Origin of the sequence: Diplocloster modestus (genome assembly GCF_019042245.1) — a bacterium.
Lineage (GTDB): Bacteria > Bacillota > Clostridia > Lachnospirales > Lachnospiraceae > Diplocloster > Diplocloster modestus.
This window is the reverse complement of record NZ_JAHQCX010000001.1, coordinates 340,276-359,401: the sequence shown is the minus strand read 5'-3', so window position 1 is coordinate 359,401 and position 19,126 is coordinate 340,276. Positions and strand designations below refer to the sequence as shown.

Sequence of the window (19,126 nt, the reverse complement as noted above, 5' to 3'; positions counted from 1 at the left end):
GCATGAAACTTTTTACGCATCCATAGGATAGGAGGAATTCTCTTTGAAAATTAAAAAATAGGCAACACTTGAAGGATGCCCGTTTGTGTCAAAAGGGGAGCTGGGAGCTTTGATTACATCTGTTTTGTATTATTCCCCCCAAGGGACATTGCATCTTATAAACACCAATATCCGTCGCTTATTTTTCACAGACTGTTTTCTTCTTACGCTTAAGCCAGCGGTAAATCCAGATTACCACCACCGCGATCAGGATCCCTTTCCCGACCAGCGCATATTCCTTCATGTAGTCTGCGATTTTTTCCCATGACTTGCCGGCCCAGGCTCCTAACGATACTAATACCAGATTCCAGCCAAAGGACCCGAGAGTCGTCAGTATCGTGAATTTTCCGATGTCCATTCCTGCCATCCCTGCCGGAACGGAGATGACGCTGCGGATAATTGGGATAAAACGGCAGAAAAAGACGGTCGTGTTCCCGTGCTTTTCAAACCACGACTGTCCTTTTTGGAAACTTTCCATTTTCAGGTGCAGGAGTTTTCCTACTTTTCCGTTAATCAGCTGTTCCTGTCTGGAAGGAGACAAAAAATACCCTAAATAGTATAGAAGAAAGGCTCCCATCACAGAACCTACCGTGGCGAAAACGACTACGCCGGGTACATTCATCACGGTACAGGTGGTCAAAAAGCCGCCGAAGGTTAAGATGACCTCGGACGGTATGGGCGGAAATATATTTTCTATAAAGATCAGGAATATGATGCCCAGATAACCATATTCATTCATAATTTTGATTACGATATCCTGCATAGGTTCTCCGGTTCAGTTGGCGCTTGCTTCATTATATGACCGGACTTGGGTTAAATATGCTATTTTGGCTGTCCTCCTTCTATTGCTTTCAATTAACGTACTTATTCCCAGTCAGAGGAGAGGGGACTGGCACCTTTCGGTAGTATCGCCATATTCTCAAGCAGCTGCGCGGAGAAAGGGGCCTGTCCCCGGATGTCCGGATGTTGTTTCTTCAGTTGTCACACATGTATTGTAATCCTACACACATCCAGAAAAACATTAAAATTTTTTCTTGACTTTTTGTACAAAACCACACATAATAGTATATGCGATGCGGATATAGTTCATTGGTAGAACACCAGCTTCCCAAGCTGGATAGGCGGGTTCGATTCCCGTTATCCGCTTTTTTTATTGGAAATCACATGGATACGGATGCTCAAAAGGCATCCGTTTTTCGATATTAACTTTAGAAAACGTTTTTATAACTGGACTTTCTAGAACTAAGGTAATAGGAAACATCTTTTTCTTCCCCTGCCCCTTGTTGCATACTTTTCCGGGTGTTATAATTTAGTCGTAACTAGAATTCCCAAGACAAAAAGCACACCCGCACAGCGGTATCCGCAGCAATATGGAACACAAAAATCTTGTACACAAGAATCCGATGATGATTATATATGCAAGAAAGGGCAGTGATCGACATGATGAAACAGAATCTCTTTCAGGAAGCAGACACTTACAGGGACCGGCTTAAGACCGCCCGCTCCATACCCGCCGACGAGCGCGCCTCCCTGGACCGCTATTTCCGAACCGGCCTCTCCTACAGCAGTAATGCGCTGGAAGGCAATGCACTGACACTTGAGGAAACCAGGCTGTTGCTGGTAAAGGGAACGGTATCCGGTGAGAAACCATTGAAAGCCTATCTTGAGGTGGTAGGGCACGCCAATGCCTATGATTATATGCTTTCCTGCGCCAGAGATCCGCAGGCCGTTCTGACTGAAGACATGATTAAAAAACTGCATTTCCTATTTTATCAGAAGATTGACCTGGAGGCCGCCGGCGTTTACCGGGATATGCCGGTCTATATTCCGGGTACGGAATATATCCCCCCTCTGTCGGAGGATGTTCCTCATCTGATGTCCCACTTTATCGATCAGATCCTATCGTCCGCCGCCACGCTGCATCCCATCGAACGGGCGGCGATGGCGCTGAAACGGCTGCTGGATATCCATCCGTTCACCGATGGTAATGGACGGACCGGCAGATTATTGATGAATTATCTGCTGATCCGTGACGGATACAGTGCCGTCTCTATCTCTCCCGATCGGAAAGAGGAATATGTGAACGCTCTGATCGAGGCCCAGACCCGCAAAAATCCTGATCCCTTTATCGAACTGATCGGGCAGTGTGTGCTGGATACGGAGAAGGATTATTGCCGGCTGCTGAAGCTGGAAGATTAAAGCCAGCCTTTCCAATTACAGAGCTTCTCTGACCTCTGGCCGGCGTCTTCCCCGGATCCCGCAGTAAAACTTCACTTTTGGCTCTGTGCCGGGGGGACGGACACAGCACACCGCAGGCCGCGTCTTTATCCCTGGCATAAGTCCCGGCCAGACAACCGAGGCTCCATTCATATTGTTATTCGTTCTCCTTTACAAATAGCTCGCAATTACAGCTTGCAGGAAACTTCGCATCCCCCACCCTCTGAAAAAAGTAACCTTCCGGTTACTTTTTTCAGACCTTATTCTTCAGAATCACCATTCTGCTTTTTCTTACGATGTTTCACGCATTCGGTCAGCAGATATTCGATCTGGCCATTGATCGAACGGAAATCGTCCTCGGCCCACTGGGCCAGATCATTCCAGAGACTAGCCGAAAGCCGTAATGGTACCTGTTTTTTATTTTTCTCTTTCGGTTTGTTCTCCATGACTGCGTCAGACCTTTCCTGCCGTTTCTTATCCGAATCCTTCCATGCTTATAAAAAACCGGATTTTTTTTCTGCCATTTTCAGACTTATGTACCAGTTTAATATAAACTGCCGCTGTTTACAATGGGCTGGGCATCTTTGTTTCCACAGAGGATAACTAACAGATTACTGACCATTGCGGCCTTGCGCTCTTCGTCCAGTTCTACAATCTGTGTATCGTTTAATTTCGACAGGGCCATTTCCACCATACTGACTGCGCCTTCCACGATCTTCTGGCGCGCATCGATGATGGCGGCTGCCTGCTGTCTCTGCAGCATGGCGGAAGCGATCTCCGGCGCATAGGACAGATGTGTGATCCTTACTTCCAGTATCTGAATTCCGGCATCCTCCACCTTTTCCTGCAGTTCCTGTTTCATTATATCCGCTACTTCCTGGCTGCTGCCGCGCAGAGATTTCTCATCTTTGCCCTCGCAGGTATCGTACGGGTAACGACGGGCCGCGTTTCTCGTAATCGCGTCGCACTGGATGGATAGATAATCTTTAAAATTTTCCACATTCATGACAGCCTTTGTAGCATTCTCTACTTTCCATATGACAACGGTACCAATTTCTATAGGATTACCCAGTTCATCGTTTACTTTTTGTTTTTCATTGTTGAGTGTCATCGTCTTCAGTGATACTTTTTTGCTGACGCTCTGTGCGGCTGCTCCGTTTCGGGCACCTGCAGCAGCCGTCTGCTCCACAGCCTGCTTCGCAGCCGGATTAATCGCCGTACAGAAAGGATTTACCCAGAAGAAGCCGTCGTTTTTCAAGGTACCGTAATAATTACCAAACAGAGTCAGGACCAGCGCCTCATTGGGATGAATCACCTTAAGCCCAAACAGGAACACAAATGCTATGCAGATCAACAAGATACCTATCACCCACAGTACAGGCCCGATCACTGGGCGGGACGCGTTCAAAGCCGGGATCAGAATGCTGACGATCATGACCAAAACGACTAAAAACAGCATGCCAAAGCCGCTCGCGGGCTTTAATACTTTTTCTTCCTGAAATCCGGTGTTTTTAGTACTCATAATAATCCTCCTCACGGATTAAAAATGATATTATTTTGATATCATTATAATACATCCCCTTTTCCACCTTGTCAAGCTATAATAATAGAAGCACTTTCTCTGACACTTCTGCGAAACGGCTCAATGCCTTCCGTAATATTCCCTGTAATAAGTACTGTCATAATACTTTTCATAAGAGGATTTTTTATTGATGTCTATTTTATTTAAGATGACTCCCAGGATCCGGCAGTTGGTTTTATTCAATTGTTTCGTCACGGAAGAAGCCAGGCGGCAGCTGATCCGGTTAAATTCGATCACCATAATGATCCTGTCGCAAATATTCGATATTATGGCGCTGTCGATAACCGGGACCAGCGGAGGTGTGTCGATGAATATGTAATCGTACTGGGTTTTTACTTCATCAAGCAGTTCTTTCAGTCTTCCGTTTTCCAGCAGCTCCGATGGGTTGGCCGGCACCGGTCCTGAATGAATCATGTCCAGATTCTTTCTGTTCGTATTCAACAGTACCTCTTCGGTTTCACACATCCCCGAGAGATACTGTGTCAGGCCCGGGATCGCACGATCTATACTTATCTGTTTTGAGGAAGCGGGCTTGCGCAGGTCTGCATCGATATAGAGCACTTTTTTTCCGATGTCTGACATGGAAAATGCCATCTGCATAGAGACGCAGGACTTTCCTTCTCCCGATAAACAGCTGGTGACAGAGATCACTTTTATATGGCTGCCGCAGAACTGGATATTACTGCGCAGGGTATTGTAAGCTTCGCTTACAGGTATATCGTTTTTAATTTTGCCCGGTATTATATTGTTTTCATGTTTTTTTGCTTCCTCCTGCTGCCTGGTTTTCGGTTTCTTATATTTTCGATTTTTCCGGTTAAATTGTGGGATGGACCCCAAAACATTCAACGCTAATTTTTCCCCGACATCTTCTGATGTTTTAATTTTGTCATTCAGCAGAAATAACAGGATCAGGCAGAAAATGGTCACAGCGGATACCGCCAGTCCCCCCAGCAGTATATTTTTCCTGAAATCCGGCGACGTGGGCTTCGAAGGGATATCCGCCGCATCAACCAGGCTGACCGCCTCGATATCCATTACCTCCTGAATCTGCTTTGAAGATATTTCCCGTACCCGGTTGGCCATTTCCGCCGCTCTGTACGGATCGGCGTCTGTCAGCGTTATAGTGATGATTCTCGTGTCCGAAACGGCGGATACATCGATTTTGGATGCGAGCTGTTCGGGCGTCATCTGAAGATTCAGGTCCGCGATCGCCTGCTTCAATACGGTTCTGCTTTTTATCAGCTGCATATAATCCTTGGTGAGCTGGGCGCCGCTCTGGAGGTCGTTGTAGGTAACGGCAGACTGGTCCTGTTTATTTAAAATATAAATCTGCGTGGACGCACTGTATTGGGGAATCAGAATGTTCTGACTGATGACGGCGGCAAGACACGCCCCCATTATCCCTAAGGATATGATTAGCCAAAGCCGGCTCCACAGCATGTATAACAGGACCCGCAGGTCGATTTCCATCTCACCGCTGCTGTTGTCCCGCGCAGCTATGTCTGTTACGTCGGATCTGTTTGCCCTGTCTGCTTGACTGTCTGCGCGGTTATCATTATCGCTTTGTATGTATCTTTTCTCTTTATCTTCCAAGTTCATTGTAAGCCTCCTGCCAGTATGCCGTAACATTCTGTTTTAATATAGCATCTTAAATATGAGGCTACAATTAATGTAACATTTTGTTGTTATTTGTTGTTCAGTCCGTACATTTATGTATCTGGTATCCCTTTTCGGTTCCTGAAGGGCAGGAACGGGAATTGCAGAACGGGTCCTGACAGCCTGAATTCAGTTGTCAATCACGCCGGTTTTTATTATACTAAATGTAGGAATTCTCTTTAATGATATGACCCGGCAAGGAATGGAGCTGAAACGTTTGCTGTTAAACAAAATAGAAAAGATTACAAAAAAAATTCCGGACCCCATCGATGAAAATCACAGCATCGCAATGAGGATTATGTGTCCGGAATACTCCCTTGAGGTCCAGGATGTCAAGACGTTTCCTATTACGACTGAACATCCGGTCTATATCCTGTTCTGGAATATGGAGCGGGAGGGCCGGTTATACGCCACGATCAAGCCCTCCCTCACCCCCTTTTCTTTCTGCAGTGTATTCACGGACGGGGAAAAGACCCAGCTTCACACCCATGATTATATTGAATTGGCCTATGTGGTGAAGGGCGAGTTCCGTCAACGGATCCTGGGAAAAGACGTCCGATTCCAGCAGGGGGATTTGTGCCTGATCGACAAAAGCTGCCTGCACCAGGACTATCTGTTCTGCCAGAAAAGCTGTGTCCTGTTCATCGGAATGGATCACGCGATCCTGGAGGAGGGCATGGTAGAAAAGCTGGGGGAACCTAAAATCGTAAAGTTTCTGCACGACGCGCTGATGAAGCAAAAGGATGTCCAGCAGTTTATCCATTTTAAGCCCAAACGGGACCATGATCCAAGAGCGGAGCAGCTGATCGAACAGCTGATCACCGAGCTGGAGGCCAACGATATCGGTACGAAGTATACCTGCAAGGGCCTTTTACTGCGCCTGCTGCATCTGATCAGTACGGAATATGAATTTTCACTGACCGACCAGCAAAAAAAGAAAATGCGCTGGCTGATCTACGAAGATATCGGGGATTACATCAGAACTCATTACCGTGAGATCACGATCCGTGACCTGGTGGACCGCTTTCATTTTAACGAAGACTATTTCAACCGCGTGCTGAAGGAAAGGAGTGGGAAAACTTATTCGGAGTACGTGCAGGATATCCGGCTGGCAAAGGCGATGGAACTGCTCACAGATACAAAGATGACCGTGGAGCAGGTCGCTGTCAGCGTCGGCTATCAGAACAAGGGCTATTTCTATAAGATATTTACGGCAAAATATCACATGACGCCTGCCCAGGCCAGGAATAAAAGTCGGAATAGGTAACTATTTTACTATTTTCGTAGGAAAGGGAAATTGAGTTTACAGCCTCCGGTTCTTAAAATAGAAAGTAAGCGAACATTATACGGCCAATGCCGGAAAGAGCTCTTTCGTATTGACCAGTGTACATTTATTTTAAGAAGGAGGATATAAGAATGCTAGAGACGAAACAATACAAATTCTGGTTTGCAACCGGTTCTCAGGACCTGTACGGTGATGAGTGTGTCAGGGAAGTGGAAAATCATTCGAAAATCATGGTGGAGGGGTTAAATGCATCCGGCCGCCTACCCTATGAGGTGGAATGCAAAGGTACGCTGATCGACAATACTTCTATCCGCAAGCTCTTCAATGAGGCCAACGCCGATGAAACCTGTGCCGGGGTCATCACCTGGATGCACACGTTCTCTCCTGCCAAGATGTGGATTCTGGGCTTACAGGAATACCGCAAACCTCTGCTCCATCTGCATACACAGTTTAATCAGGATATACCGTATGATACCATCGATATGGACTTTATGAACACGAACCAGTCCGCTCATGGTGACCGGGAATTCGGCCATATCGTCAGCCGGATGGGTATCGAGCGTAAGATCGTGGTCGGCCACTGGAGCGACACCCGGGTGCAGGACCGCATCGGCAGCTGGATGCGTACCGCGGTGGGTGTGATGGAAAGCAGCCATATCCGCGTCGTAAGAGTCGGCGATAACATGAGAAACGTGGCCGTGACCGAAGGCGACAAGGTAGAAGCCCACATTAAATTCGGCTGGGAAATCGACGCGTTCAATATCACGGATGTGGCGGAATATGTCCAGGCTGTACCTCTGGGCGAGATCGAAGCGCTGGTGGATGAGTATTATGACAGCTATGATATCCTGACGGAAGGCCGGGATGCGGCAGAATTCAAACAGCACGTGGCCGTGCAGGCCGGTATTGAGCTGGGCTTCCGGAAGTTCTTAACGGAGAATGATTATCAGGCAGTGGTTACAAATTTCCAGATGCTCTCCGGATTACAGCAGCTTCCGGGCCTTGCGATGCAGCGTCTGATGGCCGACGGTTATGGATTCGGTGCGGAAGGTGACTGGAAAACCGCAGCCATGGTACGTCTGATGAAATTAATGACCGCCAACGTCAAAGATGCCAAGGGTACGTCCTTTATGGAGGATTATACATACCGTCTGACTCCGGGAAGCGAAGCGATCCTGCAGTCCCATATGCTGGAGGTCTGCCCCACCATCGCGGAAAATAAGCCTGCCATCAAGGTATGCCCTCTCAGCATGGGTGACCGTGAAGATCCCGCCCGTCTGGTATTCACATCCAAGCCCGGCAAAGGCGTGGCCTGCTCCCTGGTGGATCTGGGGAACCGTTTCCGCCTGATTATCAATGATGTGGAGTGCTTAAAGCAGGATATCCCGATGCCGAAACTTCCGGTGGCCACTGCGCTGTGGAAACCGATGCCGGATCTGATCACCGGAGCGGAAGCATGGATTCTGGCAGGCGGAGCCCACCATACGGCGTTCTCCTATGATCTGAGTTCCGAGCAGATGGGTGACTGGGCTGCTGCCATGGATATCGAAGCTGTTACTATTGATCAGGATACCACGATCCGTAATTTTAAAAATGAGCTCCGCTGGAATGCGGCAGCGTACCGCTAATACGGCAGAAACAGGAGGAATAAGAATGTCCAAAAAATATTCCATAGGTGTAGATTACGGCAGTCTGTCCGGCCGGGCAGTACTGGTTGACGTAGAGAATGGTTCCATTCTGGCTCAGGCAGTCAAAGATTATACGCATGCGGTCATGGATGAATACCTTCCTGACGGTGTTACCCGTCTGGGGCCCGACTGGGCGCTTCAGCATCCCCAGGATTACCTGGAGGTATTGGAACAGACGATTCCGGCTGTGTTAAAAGAATCCGGAATCAGCAAAGAGGATGTTATCGGACTGGCCATTGACTTTACCGCCTGTACCGTACTTCCGGTGGATGACAAAGGAATCCCGCTGTGTTTTCACGAGGATCTCAAGGACAATCCTCATGCCTATGTCAAGCTGTGGAAACATCATGCGGCCCAGGATCAGGCCAACCGTCTCAATGCCGTCGCGAAAGAACGGGGCGAGAGCTTCCTGCAGCGCTATGGCGGCAAGATCTCCTCCGAGTGGTTATTTCCCAAGTTAATGCAGATCGCAGAAGAAGCTCCCGACATCTATGATCGGATGGACCGCTTTATGGAAGCCACTGACTGGGTCACCATGATGATGACCGGCCAGGAGAGGCGCAACAGCTGTACTGCTGGTTACAAAGCCTTGTGGAGTAAACGGGAGGGATATCCCCCCAATGACTTCTTCAAAGCCCTGCATCCAAAACTGGATCACGTGGTAGAAGAGAAATTGGCTGCGGACATCTATCCGCTGGGGCAAAAAGCCGGTGAACTCACCCCGGAAATGGCAGGCCGCATGGGGCTGCTCCCTGGTACTGCTGTTGGCATCGCTAATGTAGACGCCCATGTGGCACTGCCGGCCGTAGGCATCACCGAGCCTGGCAACCTGCTGATGATCATGGGAACCTCGACCTGCGACATCTTATGCGGAACCGAAGAAAAAATAGTACCCGGCATGTGCGGCGTCGTAGAAGATGGAGTTCTTCCGGGCTATTTTGGATATGAAGCCGGTCAGTCCTGTGTAGGCGATCATTTCGACTGGTTTGTCAAAAACTGTGTTCCAAAGAGTTACCAGGATGCGGCTGCCACCGAAGGAAAAGGAATCCATCAGTACCTGACCGAGAAGGCAAGCAAATTAAAAGTCGGCGAAAGCGGCCTGCTGGCTCTGGACTGGTGGAACGGCAACCGGTCTGTGCTGGTAGACGTGGACCTGACCGGTCTGCTGCTCGGCTGCACGCTTCAGACAAAGCCGGAGGAAATCTACCGCGCGCTGATCGAAGCCACTGCTTTCGGCAAAAATATGATCATTCAGACCTTTGAAGAAAATGGCGTACCGATCAACAAACTGTTTGCATGCGGCGGAATTGCTTACAAGAATCCTATGATGATGCAGATCTACGCGGATGTCTGCAACCGGGAAATCTACTTAAGCGCCTCCGACCAGACGCCGGCTCTGGGTGCCGCCATGTTCGGCGCTGTGGCTGCCGGCAGAGAAAAAGGCGGATACGATTCCATATTCGATGCGGCAAAAGTTATGGGCAAGGTCAAGGACGAATATTATAAACCGATTCCCGAAAACGTGGAAGCTTATAAGCAGCTGTATGCGGAATTCAAGCTCCTTCATGATTATTTCGGTCGCGGTGAAAATGATGTGATGAAACGTCTGAAAAAGATTAAGGCGGATGCAAGGAAAGCATAAGTATATTTAATGTTTCGATAAAGTTGGCCAGGTATAATCTGCTTTTGAAATATAGAAAGGGACATGTCTGATATTGGACATGTCCCTTTCTATATTTTGCTTACGCCATAAATTGCTTGTCGATCTCAGGGTTGAAGGCATAGAAATTTTTGAAATCAAGCTTTTCCTGTACGGATCGAAGGGCTTCGCCGAACCTCTGGAAATGCACGACTTCCCTGGCCCGCAGGAACCGGATCGGAGCCAGTACATCCGGATCCTTGACCACCCGCAGTATATTGTCATAGGTGGTCCTGGCCTTCTGTTCGGCTGCAAGGTCCTCGGTCAGGTCTGTGATACAGTCGCCTTTGGACTGGAACTCACAGGCGTTGAAAGGGATTCCCGCGGCGGCAGTAGGCCAGCAGGCGGTCGTGTGATCCACATAATACGTGTCGAATCCGTCTGTTTTTAACTGTTCTTCCGTCAGGTTTCTGGTCAGCTGGTGAACGATAGCACAGATCATTTCCATATGAGCCAGCTCTTCCGTACCGATATCGGTCAGCAGGCCGCCCACTTCCTTATAGGGCATAGAATACCGCTGGGACAGATACCGCATGGAAGCGGCCAGCTCTCCGTCGGGTCCTCCGAACTGCGTAATAATCATAGTCGCGGTTTTCGGACAGGGCGTTTTAATATTCACAGGAAACTGTAGTCTCTTTTCATAATTCCACATTAGCAGACACCTCCTTCCCAGGGTACCGGAGCGTTGTTCCAGGCCCATGAGGATGCGCCCGCTTCTACGTCATCCAAACAGAGCGGTTCATATTTTTCTGCAAATTGTTTCAGGGCGTCCTTGCGCTGTTGTTTACATTGATCGAACATCTTCAGGGCTTCCATATCATTTGGATGCGTATCCAGATACAGGGTGAGGTCATTCACCGCAAAACTGACCTGCGTAATTTCCTTTAACAGTTCCTCTTTGCTCTTATCCATGAATCAGGCCACCTCCTACCATAAGAGGTTTGTCCAGATCCGGGAATATCGTCCCCTTCTCAAGCGCCTGTGCTAATTCATACGTCCCGTTCCACTTCTGTTTCGGCACATATGCCATGGCGATCGGCAGCTGATCTGCCTGAGTCTGTGTACAATCACAATTTGTATCCATTCCAAACGCTCCTTCCATCTCTTGATTCATTCAAATAAATTCCAGATATTCATCGGTTATTCTGCTCGAATCCTGTATGATTAGAATAAATCTATCGAATATATCTCGAATTAACTTTTGAATCATAGATAGTATGTGCGTTTCGACATAAATCATCACGAGAGCACCGTTGGTAATTTTTAATCCAAATAATATATATATTGGGACTTTTATTTTAAAAAGAAATAAAATCAAATTTAAAATATATAAAAAGATAATCCCATATCCTGTCTTCTACAACCGGTCCAGAACCATCTGACGGTAATCCAAATATTCAAATCCCAGTTTCTTATATAAAGCAGCTGCTCCCTCGTTGGCCGCTGTCACCTCCAGCCGGAACCGGACCACATCCGGATATTCCCGGAACATCCATTGGAAAAATTTCGTACCGTACCCTTTCCCTCTGCATACATCCTTGAGAAATAGTTCTTCGATCATCAGGTTCACACCGCCTGCCTCACAGGTATAGAATGGCGTCAGGTAGGCATATCCTACAATCTGCTCTTCTTCCACAAGCACGATGCCCCGTATCATTGGAGATGTCCCGGCTGCTGCTTCAAATGACCGCTCCCTGATCTCTTTGGAAATGGCATGATCCACAGCGTCGCTCTGGTAAAACTCCTCAACCATAGAAAGTACCTGCTCTTTGTCACTTAATTTCATATCTCTTACTGCAAACATATGATCCTCCTATATCAACAAACTATCTGTTTCTTCGTACCCTTACTATGCCATATGTAATATTTTTATGCAACCCCTGCCTGCAGCGGGACGGGTAAGGGGCATTATATAAGAAAGGAGAGCGGGGCGGCAGAGAAATTGCGGTACGTCCCGCAAATCCCTGCCGCTTCGCTCTCATCCCGGCCCCATAGCGCATAAGCTCTTTTCTTCAAAGTTCTCTGAGCGCTTCCTCCTTAATCTGCTTTTTCCGGCGGGTCATCATTCCTCCGATGCGTCCGGTCTCCTTCGCTGACAGCGACTTCCACCCATCGGTCAGTACCCGGTCCAGAAGTCCCAGCTCTTCTGCGATTTCATATTTCAGCTGCTCTTCCGGTTCTATTTCATGAAGGTTGATTGGTTTATCTTTTTTCTTTGACATAACAGGCGATACCCCTTTCCAAATATTTGACAACTGGAGTATCGCCTGTTTTCCCGTCCTTTATACCTCGAACGCTATATGTTACTGCTGGTTATATGGTTCTTCCGGTATAATGATGGCCGCAATAATATAGGCAATGATTCCGGCAAATCCCACAAAGCTCAGGACCACCCATAACAACCGGATCACGGTGGGATCAATATTCAGATATTCCCCAACGCCTCCGCAGACTCCGCATATCATTCTCTTACTTCTGGATCTGTATAATTTTTTCTGTTCTACATTCATTTCGATTCCTCCTGCCCTTTTGGCTTACTGATATATTACCACTTATTTTCGTGCTCCCGGCTATCGCCCCATATCTACCTGGATCGTACCGATCCCACATTCAAGATCAAATTCATTCATTGCATCATTATTTATTTTTTTCCGGGCTCCCAGCGCAGTATACGAATTCCCATTCAGATCAATGCTTCCGATGCCGCACTGCATGTCATAATTAAACTCGTTCTCCGCGTTGGCAAGCTGCACCAGGGTATCGCCTATTCCGCACTCCACATCTACATCTGCGTTTACCGATCCGTTCAGGCTCAGCCTGCCGACTCCGCATTGAATCTTAAGTTCACCTCCGGTAAATTGGTTCACCTCCAGTTCACCGGCACCCAGTTCGAACTTTGCCTCCTCGCTGACCGTCATGCTTTCGATATAGCCCGCGCCTGCCCCCAGGCTGATCTTAGTTTTGGTAAATGTATAGCCATCCGGTACATAGATGACCACACTCTTTTTATAGCGGTCCTTTGTCCTGGAACGGTCCTTGATTTTAAATTCATCATCGTCCTGCCCGAAATCCAGCTTTTTCAGATAACCCCAGGCTTCCATATACATGGTGCCATCGGCCGACGGCTCGATCCGCAGCGTGCCGTTTTTGATTTCCACATCCAGTTCCCGCACATTTTCCATACCCACACGCATGTGCTCACCATCTCTGGTTTCCATCTCATTGATATCTATATCTCCGGTATTTACATCAAAGTCGCCGGTGTCAATGTCAGGATCGTAATCGTCCCAATCAGTCACATCATAATCATCAAATCCTTCCACATCATTCCAGTAAGCGACGGTCCTAAAGATCCAGCTGTTACCCAGCCGGGCAGAGTATTTAAAATCGCTCCAGGTAAATCCCATGGCCGCTCCGGCGGTACAGCACGCGATACCGGCAGCCAGAATAATCGCACTGACAATCAGGCAGATTCCAGTAAATTTTTTCATTTCTTACACCCTCCCTCTATGGAATAATCTGCTGAACAGGTTTACGATTCCTCTGATGATACAGGGGATCAGTTTTGCACAGATCCAGACTACTAATATAGTCAGCAGCATCCCCACTGCAAACAGGATACAGCCGATCCCGGTCAAAACAAGGCCCGTGGCCGGCCCGGTAAACATGTTAAAGATACCAATTACAAAGACCGCAACACCCGCTACTAACAGCCCGATTGTTCCAACCAGAAGAGCTACAAATAATCCGATCGCCCCTCCGAAGATTCCTACACACAGTCCCAGGATCCCACCGCCCACAGGCACGATAATCGGTGATGCCAGCAGGCAGAGAACGATAATCAGGATAATCTTGGCGGTATCTTTCGGCCGTTTGTCATATTCATATTGTTTTTCATTCGGGTTCTCGTGCCGGCTTACCTCTTTCTTTGTGTTGAACCGGATATCGCTGTAGCCGGTTTCGGTAAATTCTCCCGCTTCCCGGTCATTATAATTCAGGCCGTTTTTGATGATGGCAGCCACTTTCTCCGGACTGTCCAGTTCCTCTATGACGGCAGGTTCATTTTCCGGGCCTGCATCGTCAAAATAATCGTTATAGTATTGCAGTGCCTCTTCTCTTTCACTGTCGGTTACGTCCTGAAGCAGGAACTCTAATTCTTTCATAAATTCTGCTCTGTTCATCCTCTATATCCTCCCCGCGAACAACATTGATATTTTTGTAGAGTAAGCTTTCCACTCTGTTTTATAAAGGTTTAGCTGAACGGTTCCCTTTTCCGTTATCTTATAATATCTCCGGTTTCTTCCGCCGCATTCCATGTCGTACACTTCCAGACAGGCATCCTTTTGCAGCCTTCGCAGTACCGGATACAGCGTCGATTCTGAAACCTCGATAACCTGCCGCACATCCTGGGTGATCTTATAGCCGTAAGTTCCGTTCTGTTCCTTGGATACTACAGCTAATACGATCGCGTCCAGAAGGGCTGCACCTGTGTTAAATACCATGCAATCCACTCCCTTACATTGTATTCCTCATATGATAATATAAACAGTTCAATATTATTCAACTCGCAATACTATTTTATAGTCAATACTATATATCATATAATATAATATGTCAACTAGGTATTTTCGATTTAATATAAATGTAATATATTGATATAAGGCCGGAGTGTGAAGGGGCAAGGGGGCTCCGGGATGGGAGAAAAAAGTAACGGGCGCCGGATCGCCTGTGGCCGTGCCAAAGAACGGGTTTCGTCCTCTTCGGAGTCACCCGTTCTTAGGCACGGCCTCAAGCGATCCGGCACCCGTTACTTTTTTCTCCTATTCCGGAGGCCCCCCTTGTCCACTTTATGCATAGACTAATGGCCTGGAAGTTCGACTATGAAGCTGGCTCCCCGGCCGGGTTCGCTTTCCACACGGATCGTTCCTTCGTGGAGCTGGACGATTTTTAAAGCCAGCGGAAGGCCCAGGCCGTTGCCCTCTGTGTTCCTGGAACGGTCTACTTTGTAGAAATTGTGGAAGATGCGTTCCTGGTCTTCTTCCGCTATTCCCGGACCTTCGTCTTTGACACGGAATAGGATATGTGTGTTTTGCTGTTTCAGGGTGATCCAGAGAGTACCGCCGGTGGGGCTGAACTTTATTGCGTTTATGAGCAGATTGTACCAGACATTATGGAGCAGCTCCTCGTCGCATGAATAGGCGATTTCATCCAGTTCCAGCTCCAGGTTCAGATCTTTTTCTTCCCATTTATTCTGCAGGCGGATGAGGATATCCCGGATCTGCTCGTCCAGTTGGATTGTCTGGAACTGTTTCTGTATTACCACATGGTTTAACTCCGATATTCTTAAAAGATTGGTCGCCAGATTCGAAAGCCTGCCGCTCTCTTCGATCAGTATATCCAGATATTGGGACCTCTTTTCTTCACTTAAGGTTTGCTCTTTTAAGGCCTTGGCGTATCCTTTCATGGAGGCGATGGGGGTTTTGAACTCGTGGGAGACGGAGGAGACGAATTCCTTGTGCAGGTACTCGTTTGACCGAAGTTCTTCCGCCATGATGTTGAAATTATGGGAAAGCTCCGACATTTCGTCGTTCCCCATCTCCGGAAGCAGGATGTCAAAATTGCCTCCGGCGATCTCTGTTACTCCCTGATTGACTTTTTTTATTCTCTTTACCGCCAGATGGATTACCAGCCAAACCAGCATCAGCCCTAAGAGCATGGTGATCAGTATGAATAATTTCTGATACCGGTCAAACTGGCTGGCAAAATTCCGCATTACATGGGGGGAAATCACTACGACCTGGTTTCCAATTTTTCCAATGGAGCAGGGGAGGCGCCTGTCTCTGTCGGGCGGAAGATTTACTGCTTCACCCTTGTCCACTTTTAAGGCCCCTTCCTCACTTATTAAGCCTTCTTCCACTAGTTCCCGGACATCCGAACAGACCCTTACCTCTATGGAAGGGTCTGCGAAATACTTGGCTGCCTCGTTCGGATGTATTCCCAGTTCATTGTATATTCTTTCAAAATCCAGAAGTTTCCCTCTTAACTGGTCTTCCATAAATCCCTCTACCCTGGGCCGCTCAACCTGATTCAGGATACCGGATGATATCAGGTTCGTCACCGCAAAGGACAGGAAAACAATGACTGTCAGCTTAAAGCTTATGGAATTATAAAATTTAATATGTTTGTTCCGGATCTTCGTTTGCCGTCTATTCTTTGGTTGACTGTTCTTGAGCTGACTATTCTTTTGTTGACTATCCGTCTGATTATTCATAATTTCTTACCAGTTTATAGCCCAGTCCTCTCACCGTACTGATTTTAATGTCCTCATTGTCCGCCAGTTTATCTCGGATCCGGTTGATATGCACATCCACCGTCCGGTCGACGCTGTTGGCATCCCTTCCCCACACGTGGTCCATGATCTGCTGCCGTGTGAATATCTTGTTGGGATTGGACATGAACAAAAACAGGATCTCGAATTCCTTTCTCGCCAAGTCGATGGGCTGGCCTTTGATAAAGAATCCATAGTTACTGTAATCTAATACCGTATCGTGGTATTCGATCCGCTGTTCTCTGGCGTATTTGGCGCGCCGCAGCAGCGCCCGGACCCTCAGTACCATCTCATCCATATCTATAGGTTTTACCATATAGTCGTCGGCACCGGCCAGGAATCCCATCTTTTTGTCCTCAAACATCTCTTTGGCCGTTATAATCAGCACCGGAATATCCCGGTCTATCTTGCGCACTTCCGTGATCAATTCGATTCCATTGACCCGGGGCATCATCAGATCCGTTATCAGAAGATCCACCTGCAAGTTCTCCAGGCACTTAAGCGCCTGCTGGCCGTCATTTGCTTCCAGAATACGAAAACCTTCCCGGTTTAAGTACTCCACCATGAGTCCGCGGATATGCGTATCGTCTTCGGCAATACAGATCGTATTCATTCCCATCGTCCCCTCTCATCTATTCATAGCGCAGCGCTTCGATCGGGTCCAGCTTCGCCGCTTTGTTCGCCGGATAGAATCCGAAGAACACGCCGATCGCCATGGAGAACAGTACCGATACAACGATACTGAGCACAGATGCTTTGGCCGCGTATCCCAATAACTTCGCTGCGACCGAACCAAGTCCCACTCCCAGTATAATACCAATTATCCCACCAATCAAACAAATAATGACCGCCTCCACGATAAATTGCAGCTGGATGGAACCGTTGGTAGCGCCTAGTGCCTTACGGGTCCCGATCTCCCGGGTGCGCTCCGTGATGGATACCAGCATAATGTTCATCACGCCGATTCCTCCTACCAGCAGGGAGATTCCGGCGATTACCGCGATGGCCAGGGATACCGTAGAGAGCATATCCGTCATGGAAGATACCATACTCTCCATGCTGTAGGCGGATACCTGGAAGTCTTCGTTTTTCCGGTATCTGCTGTCGAAGAAATACTGTACCTGGTTCAAAAACTGGGTAGCGTCGGTACCCACGCTGGTAACCAGCGTTAACTGCTGATATCCGTCACTGGAATGATTCTGGCTTTTTGCCGCCTCCAGCGGAATGTAAAGTGTCGTAGTGATATCCTCCTCAGAGGAAGAGGAGAATCCAAAGCTGGATTCTGAATACTCATAGACTCCGACAATCGTATAGGTATAATAGCGGCTGCCAATGTTTACATCGATGGTGCTGCCAAGGGCCGCCTGATTATTTCCATCGAACATATTGTTGACCAGCTTATCGGAGACGATAGCTACCGATTTGCCTTTTTCGTGATCCACATCCAGAAACATTCTGCCGCTCAATATGGTCAGCTCATCCGTTTTAAAATATCCGTCATTGGCTCCTGTTATACTGACATTGGCATATTTGTCCCCATCTTTGGCAGTCCCGCTTCCGACACTCTCAGTAAGGGATATCGCTTCAATTTCAGTGGTATATTCCGCCTGCAGTTCTTCCAGCATCTCGTCGGTAATCAGGTCTTCGTCTGCCGGTTCCTTTTGCCGTCCGGGTCCGCGAAACTCCATTCCGCTCTCGGATACTTCCGTTTCTTCACTTTTTTGCTGCAGGCCGACCGTAATGTTATTCGCTCCCATGGACTGCATGGATTCGGTAATCGAAGTCGTCAGCGAATTCCCCACCGTCACAATCGCGATTACCGAGGCAATCCCGATGATGATGCCCAGCATGGTCAAAAAGGCGCGCATCTTATTCGTCACAAGCCCCATCACCGCAAGTTTTAGATTTTCAAGCACCAGCATAGGACAGACTCCCCTTTCTTTCCCCGGTGATCAGACCGTCCTTGATCGTCAGGATCCGCTCCGTCTCCTCCGCCAGTTCATTGGAATGCGTGATCAGTATGACGGTTTTGTTCTGCTCCTGATGCAGGCGGTGAAAAATATCCATGATCAGCCGGCCTGTTTTGGAGTCCAGCGCTCCGGTAGGCTCATCGGCCAGCAGGATCGCCGGATCATTGGCCATGGCTCTGGCAATGGCTACACGCTGTTTCTGCCCGCCGGAGAGTTCATCGGACTTGTGGTTCATCCGATCCTCCATTCCGACCAGCTCCAGCAGCTCCTTCGCCCTTTTGTTCCGGTCCGTCCTGCCTTTGCGTCCATAGAGCATAGGAAGCTCCACATTTTGCAGCGCGTTGGTTCTGGCCACCAGATTATAGGTCTGAAAGATAAATCCGATCTTCTGGTTGCGGATTCTGGAAAGTTCCTTGTCTTTCGCCTTACAGATATCGATGCCGTCCAGATGATATTCCCCTTCCGTGGGGCGGTCCAGCGCACCGATGATATTCATCAGGGTCGATTTGCCGGAACCGGACGCGCCGACGATGGATACGAATTCCCCCCGTTTTATCTTCAGATTGACTCCATGAAGTATCTCCAGCTCATTGGGTTTCCCCACATAGAACCTCTTTATTATATTTTGTAAATCCAACATGATTTCCTGTTCCATAGCGGCC

At 48.1% G+C, this 19,126-nt stretch carries 21 protein-coding genes and 1 tRNA gene; 5 read left to right on the top strand and 17 right to left on the bottom strand.

Going from position 1 to position 19,126, the window contains the following annotated elements:
• Positions 1–178: 178 nt before the first annotated feature.
• Positions 179–802 (bottom strand): DedA family protein, encoded by a 624-nt coding sequence (locus KTH90_RS01670; RefSeq protein ID WP_158351853.1) that lies wholly within the window; start codon positions 800–802, stop codon positions 179–181.
• Between the two features lie 312 nt (positions 803–1,114).
• Between KTH90_RS01670 and KTH90_RS01665 the strand changes: the two genes are divergently transcribed.
• Both KTH90_RS01665 and KTH90_RS01660 read left to right on the top strand, forming a co-directional pair.
• A tRNA-Gly gene (locus KTH90_RS01665) sits at positions 1,115–1,185 on the top strand.
• Between the two features lie 270 nt (positions 1,186–1,455).
• A complete protein-coding gene (locus KTH90_RS01660) occupies positions 1,456–2,238 on the top strand; it encodes a Fic family protein (RefSeq protein ID WP_158351851.1) in 783 nt (260 codons plus the stop codon).
• Positions 2,239–2,516: 278 nt separating this feature from the next.
• Here KTH90_RS01660 and KTH90_RS01655 read toward each other — a convergent pair whose 3' ends face one another.
• The 3 genes from KTH90_RS01655 to KTH90_RS01645 form a co-directional block, all read right to left on the bottom strand.
• Positions 2,517–2,702 (bottom strand): Arc family DNA-binding protein, encoded by a 186-nt coding sequence (locus KTH90_RS01655; protein WP_158351849.1) that lies wholly within the window; start codon positions 2,700–2,702, stop codon positions 2,517–2,519.
• A 98-nt stretch (positions 2,703–2,800) separates the two neighbouring features.
• A complete protein-coding gene (locus KTH90_RS01650; protein WP_238726161.1) occupies positions 2,801–3,778 on the bottom strand; it encodes an SPFH domain-containing protein in 978 nt (325 codons plus the stop codon).
• A 120-nt stretch (positions 3,779–3,898) separates the two neighbouring features.
• Positions 3,899–5,437: a polysaccharide biosynthesis tyrosine autokinase gene (locus tag KTH90_RS01645; protein WP_238726160.1), complete on the bottom strand. Its 1,539-nt coding sequence runs from the start codon at positions 5,435–5,437 to the stop codon at positions 3,899–3,901.
• A 274-nt stretch (positions 5,438–5,711) separates the two neighbouring features.
• Between KTH90_RS01645 and KTH90_RS01640 the strand changes: the two genes are divergently transcribed.
• The 3 genes from KTH90_RS01640 (at position 5,712) to KTH90_RS01630 (ending at position 10,109) form a co-directional block, all read left to right on the top strand.
• Positions 5,712–6,761, top strand: a complete 1,050-nt coding sequence (locus tag KTH90_RS01640; RefSeq protein ID WP_238726159.1) for an AraC family transcriptional regulator — start codon at positions 5,712–5,714, stop codon at positions 6,759–6,761.
• A 149-nt stretch (positions 6,762–6,910) separates the two neighbouring features.
• The gene (gene araA / locus KTH90_RS01635; protein WP_158351843.1) at positions 6,911–8,407 is read left to right on the top strand and encodes an L-arabinose isomerase; all 1,497 of its coding nucleotides are present in this window, start codon (positions 6,911–6,913) and stop codon (positions 8,405–8,407) included.
• 25 nt (positions 8,408–8,432) lie between these two features.
• The gene (locus KTH90_RS01630; RefSeq protein WP_158351842.1) at positions 8,433–10,109 is read left to right on the top strand and encodes a ribulokinase; all 1,677 of its coding nucleotides are present in this window, start codon (positions 8,433–8,435) and stop codon (positions 10,107–10,109) included.
• Between the two features lie 100 nt (positions 10,110–10,209).
• Here the strand turns inward: KTH90_RS01630 and KTH90_RS01625 are convergent, their stop codons facing one another.
• From KTH90_RS01625 to KTH90_RS01565, 13 genes are all read right to left on the bottom strand, one after another.
• Positions 10,210–10,818 (bottom strand): manganese catalase family protein, encoded by a 609-nt coding sequence (locus KTH90_RS01625; RefSeq protein ID WP_158351840.1) that lies wholly within the window; start codon positions 10,816–10,818, stop codon positions 10,210–10,212.
• Complete coding sequence (locus KTH90_RS01620) at positions 10,818–11,078, bottom strand: spore coat protein CotJB (protein ID WP_158351838.1); 261 nt, start codon at positions 11,076–11,078, stop codon at positions 10,818–10,820. Before KTH90_RS01620 ends, KTH90_RS01625 begins: the two co-directional genes overlap by 1 nt.
• The gene (locus KTH90_RS01615) at positions 11,071–11,250 is read right to left on the bottom strand and encodes a spore coat associated protein CotJA (protein WP_238726158.1); all 180 of its coding nucleotides are present in this window, start codon (positions 11,248–11,250) and stop codon (positions 11,071–11,073) included. The genes KTH90_RS01620 and KTH90_RS01615 overlap by 8 nt, the downstream gene beginning before the upstream one ends.
• A 273-nt stretch (positions 11,251–11,523) precedes the next feature.
• Entirely contained in the window at positions 11,524–11,970 is a 447-nt protein-coding gene (locus KTH90_RS01610; protein ID WP_158351835.1) for a GNAT family N-acetyltransferase, read from the bottom strand.
• Between the two features lie 208 nt (positions 11,971–12,178).
• The gene (locus KTH90_RS01605) at positions 12,179–12,388 is read right to left on the bottom strand and encodes a small, acid-soluble spore protein, alpha/beta type (RefSeq protein ID WP_158351833.1); all 210 of its coding nucleotides are present in this window, start codon (positions 12,386–12,388) and stop codon (positions 12,179–12,181) included.
• An 81-nt stretch (positions 12,389–12,469) separates the two neighbouring features.
• Positions 12,470–12,676, bottom strand: coding sequence for a PspC domain-containing protein (locus KTH90_RS01600; RefSeq protein ID WP_158351831.1), 207 nt, complete (start codon positions 12,674–12,676; stop codon positions 12,470–12,472).
• Positions 12,677–12,736: 60 nt separating this feature from the next.
• Positions 12,737–13,657: a DUF4097 family beta strand repeat-containing protein gene (locus KTH90_RS01595; RefSeq protein ID WP_158351829.1), complete on the bottom strand. Its 921-nt coding sequence runs from the start codon at positions 13,655–13,657 to the stop codon at positions 12,737–12,739.
• Between the two features lie 3 nt (positions 13,658–13,660).
• The gene (locus KTH90_RS01590; RefSeq protein WP_158351828.1) at positions 13,661–14,347 is read right to left on the bottom strand and encodes a DUF1700 domain-containing protein; all 687 of its coding nucleotides are present in this window, start codon (positions 14,345–14,347) and stop codon (positions 13,661–13,663) included.
• Between the two features lie 3 nt (positions 14,348–14,350).
• Positions 14,351–14,668 carry a PadR family transcriptional regulator gene (locus KTH90_RS01585; RefSeq protein WP_158351826.1) on the bottom strand — a complete coding sequence of 106 codons (318 nt, stop codon included), beginning with the start codon at positions 14,666–14,668 and terminating at the stop codon, positions 14,351–14,353.
• Between the two features lie 356 nt (positions 14,669–15,024).
• Positions 15,025–16,437 (bottom strand): HAMP domain-containing sensor histidine kinase, encoded by a 1,413-nt coding sequence (locus tag KTH90_RS01580; RefSeq protein ID WP_158351824.1) that lies wholly within the window; start codon positions 16,435–16,437, stop codon positions 15,025–15,027.
• Positions 16,430–17,107 carry a response regulator transcription factor gene (locus tag KTH90_RS01575; protein WP_158351822.1) on the bottom strand — a complete coding sequence of 226 codons (678 nt, stop codon included), beginning with the start codon at positions 17,105–17,107 and terminating at the stop codon, positions 16,430–16,432. The genes KTH90_RS01580 and KTH90_RS01575 overlap by 8 nt, the downstream gene beginning before the upstream one ends.
• A gap of 19 nt (positions 17,108–17,126) precedes the next feature.
• Positions 17,127–18,416 (bottom strand): ABC transporter permease, encoded by a 1,290-nt coding sequence (locus tag KTH90_RS01570; RefSeq protein ID WP_158351820.1) that lies wholly within the window; start codon positions 18,414–18,416, stop codon positions 17,127–17,129.
• Entirely contained in the window at positions 18,403–19,119 is a 717-nt protein-coding gene (locus KTH90_RS01565; RefSeq protein WP_275061296.1) for an ABC transporter ATP-binding protein, read from the bottom strand. Before KTH90_RS01565 ends, KTH90_RS01570 begins: the two co-directional genes overlap by 14 nt.
• Positions 19,120–19,126: the final 7 nt, after the last annotated feature.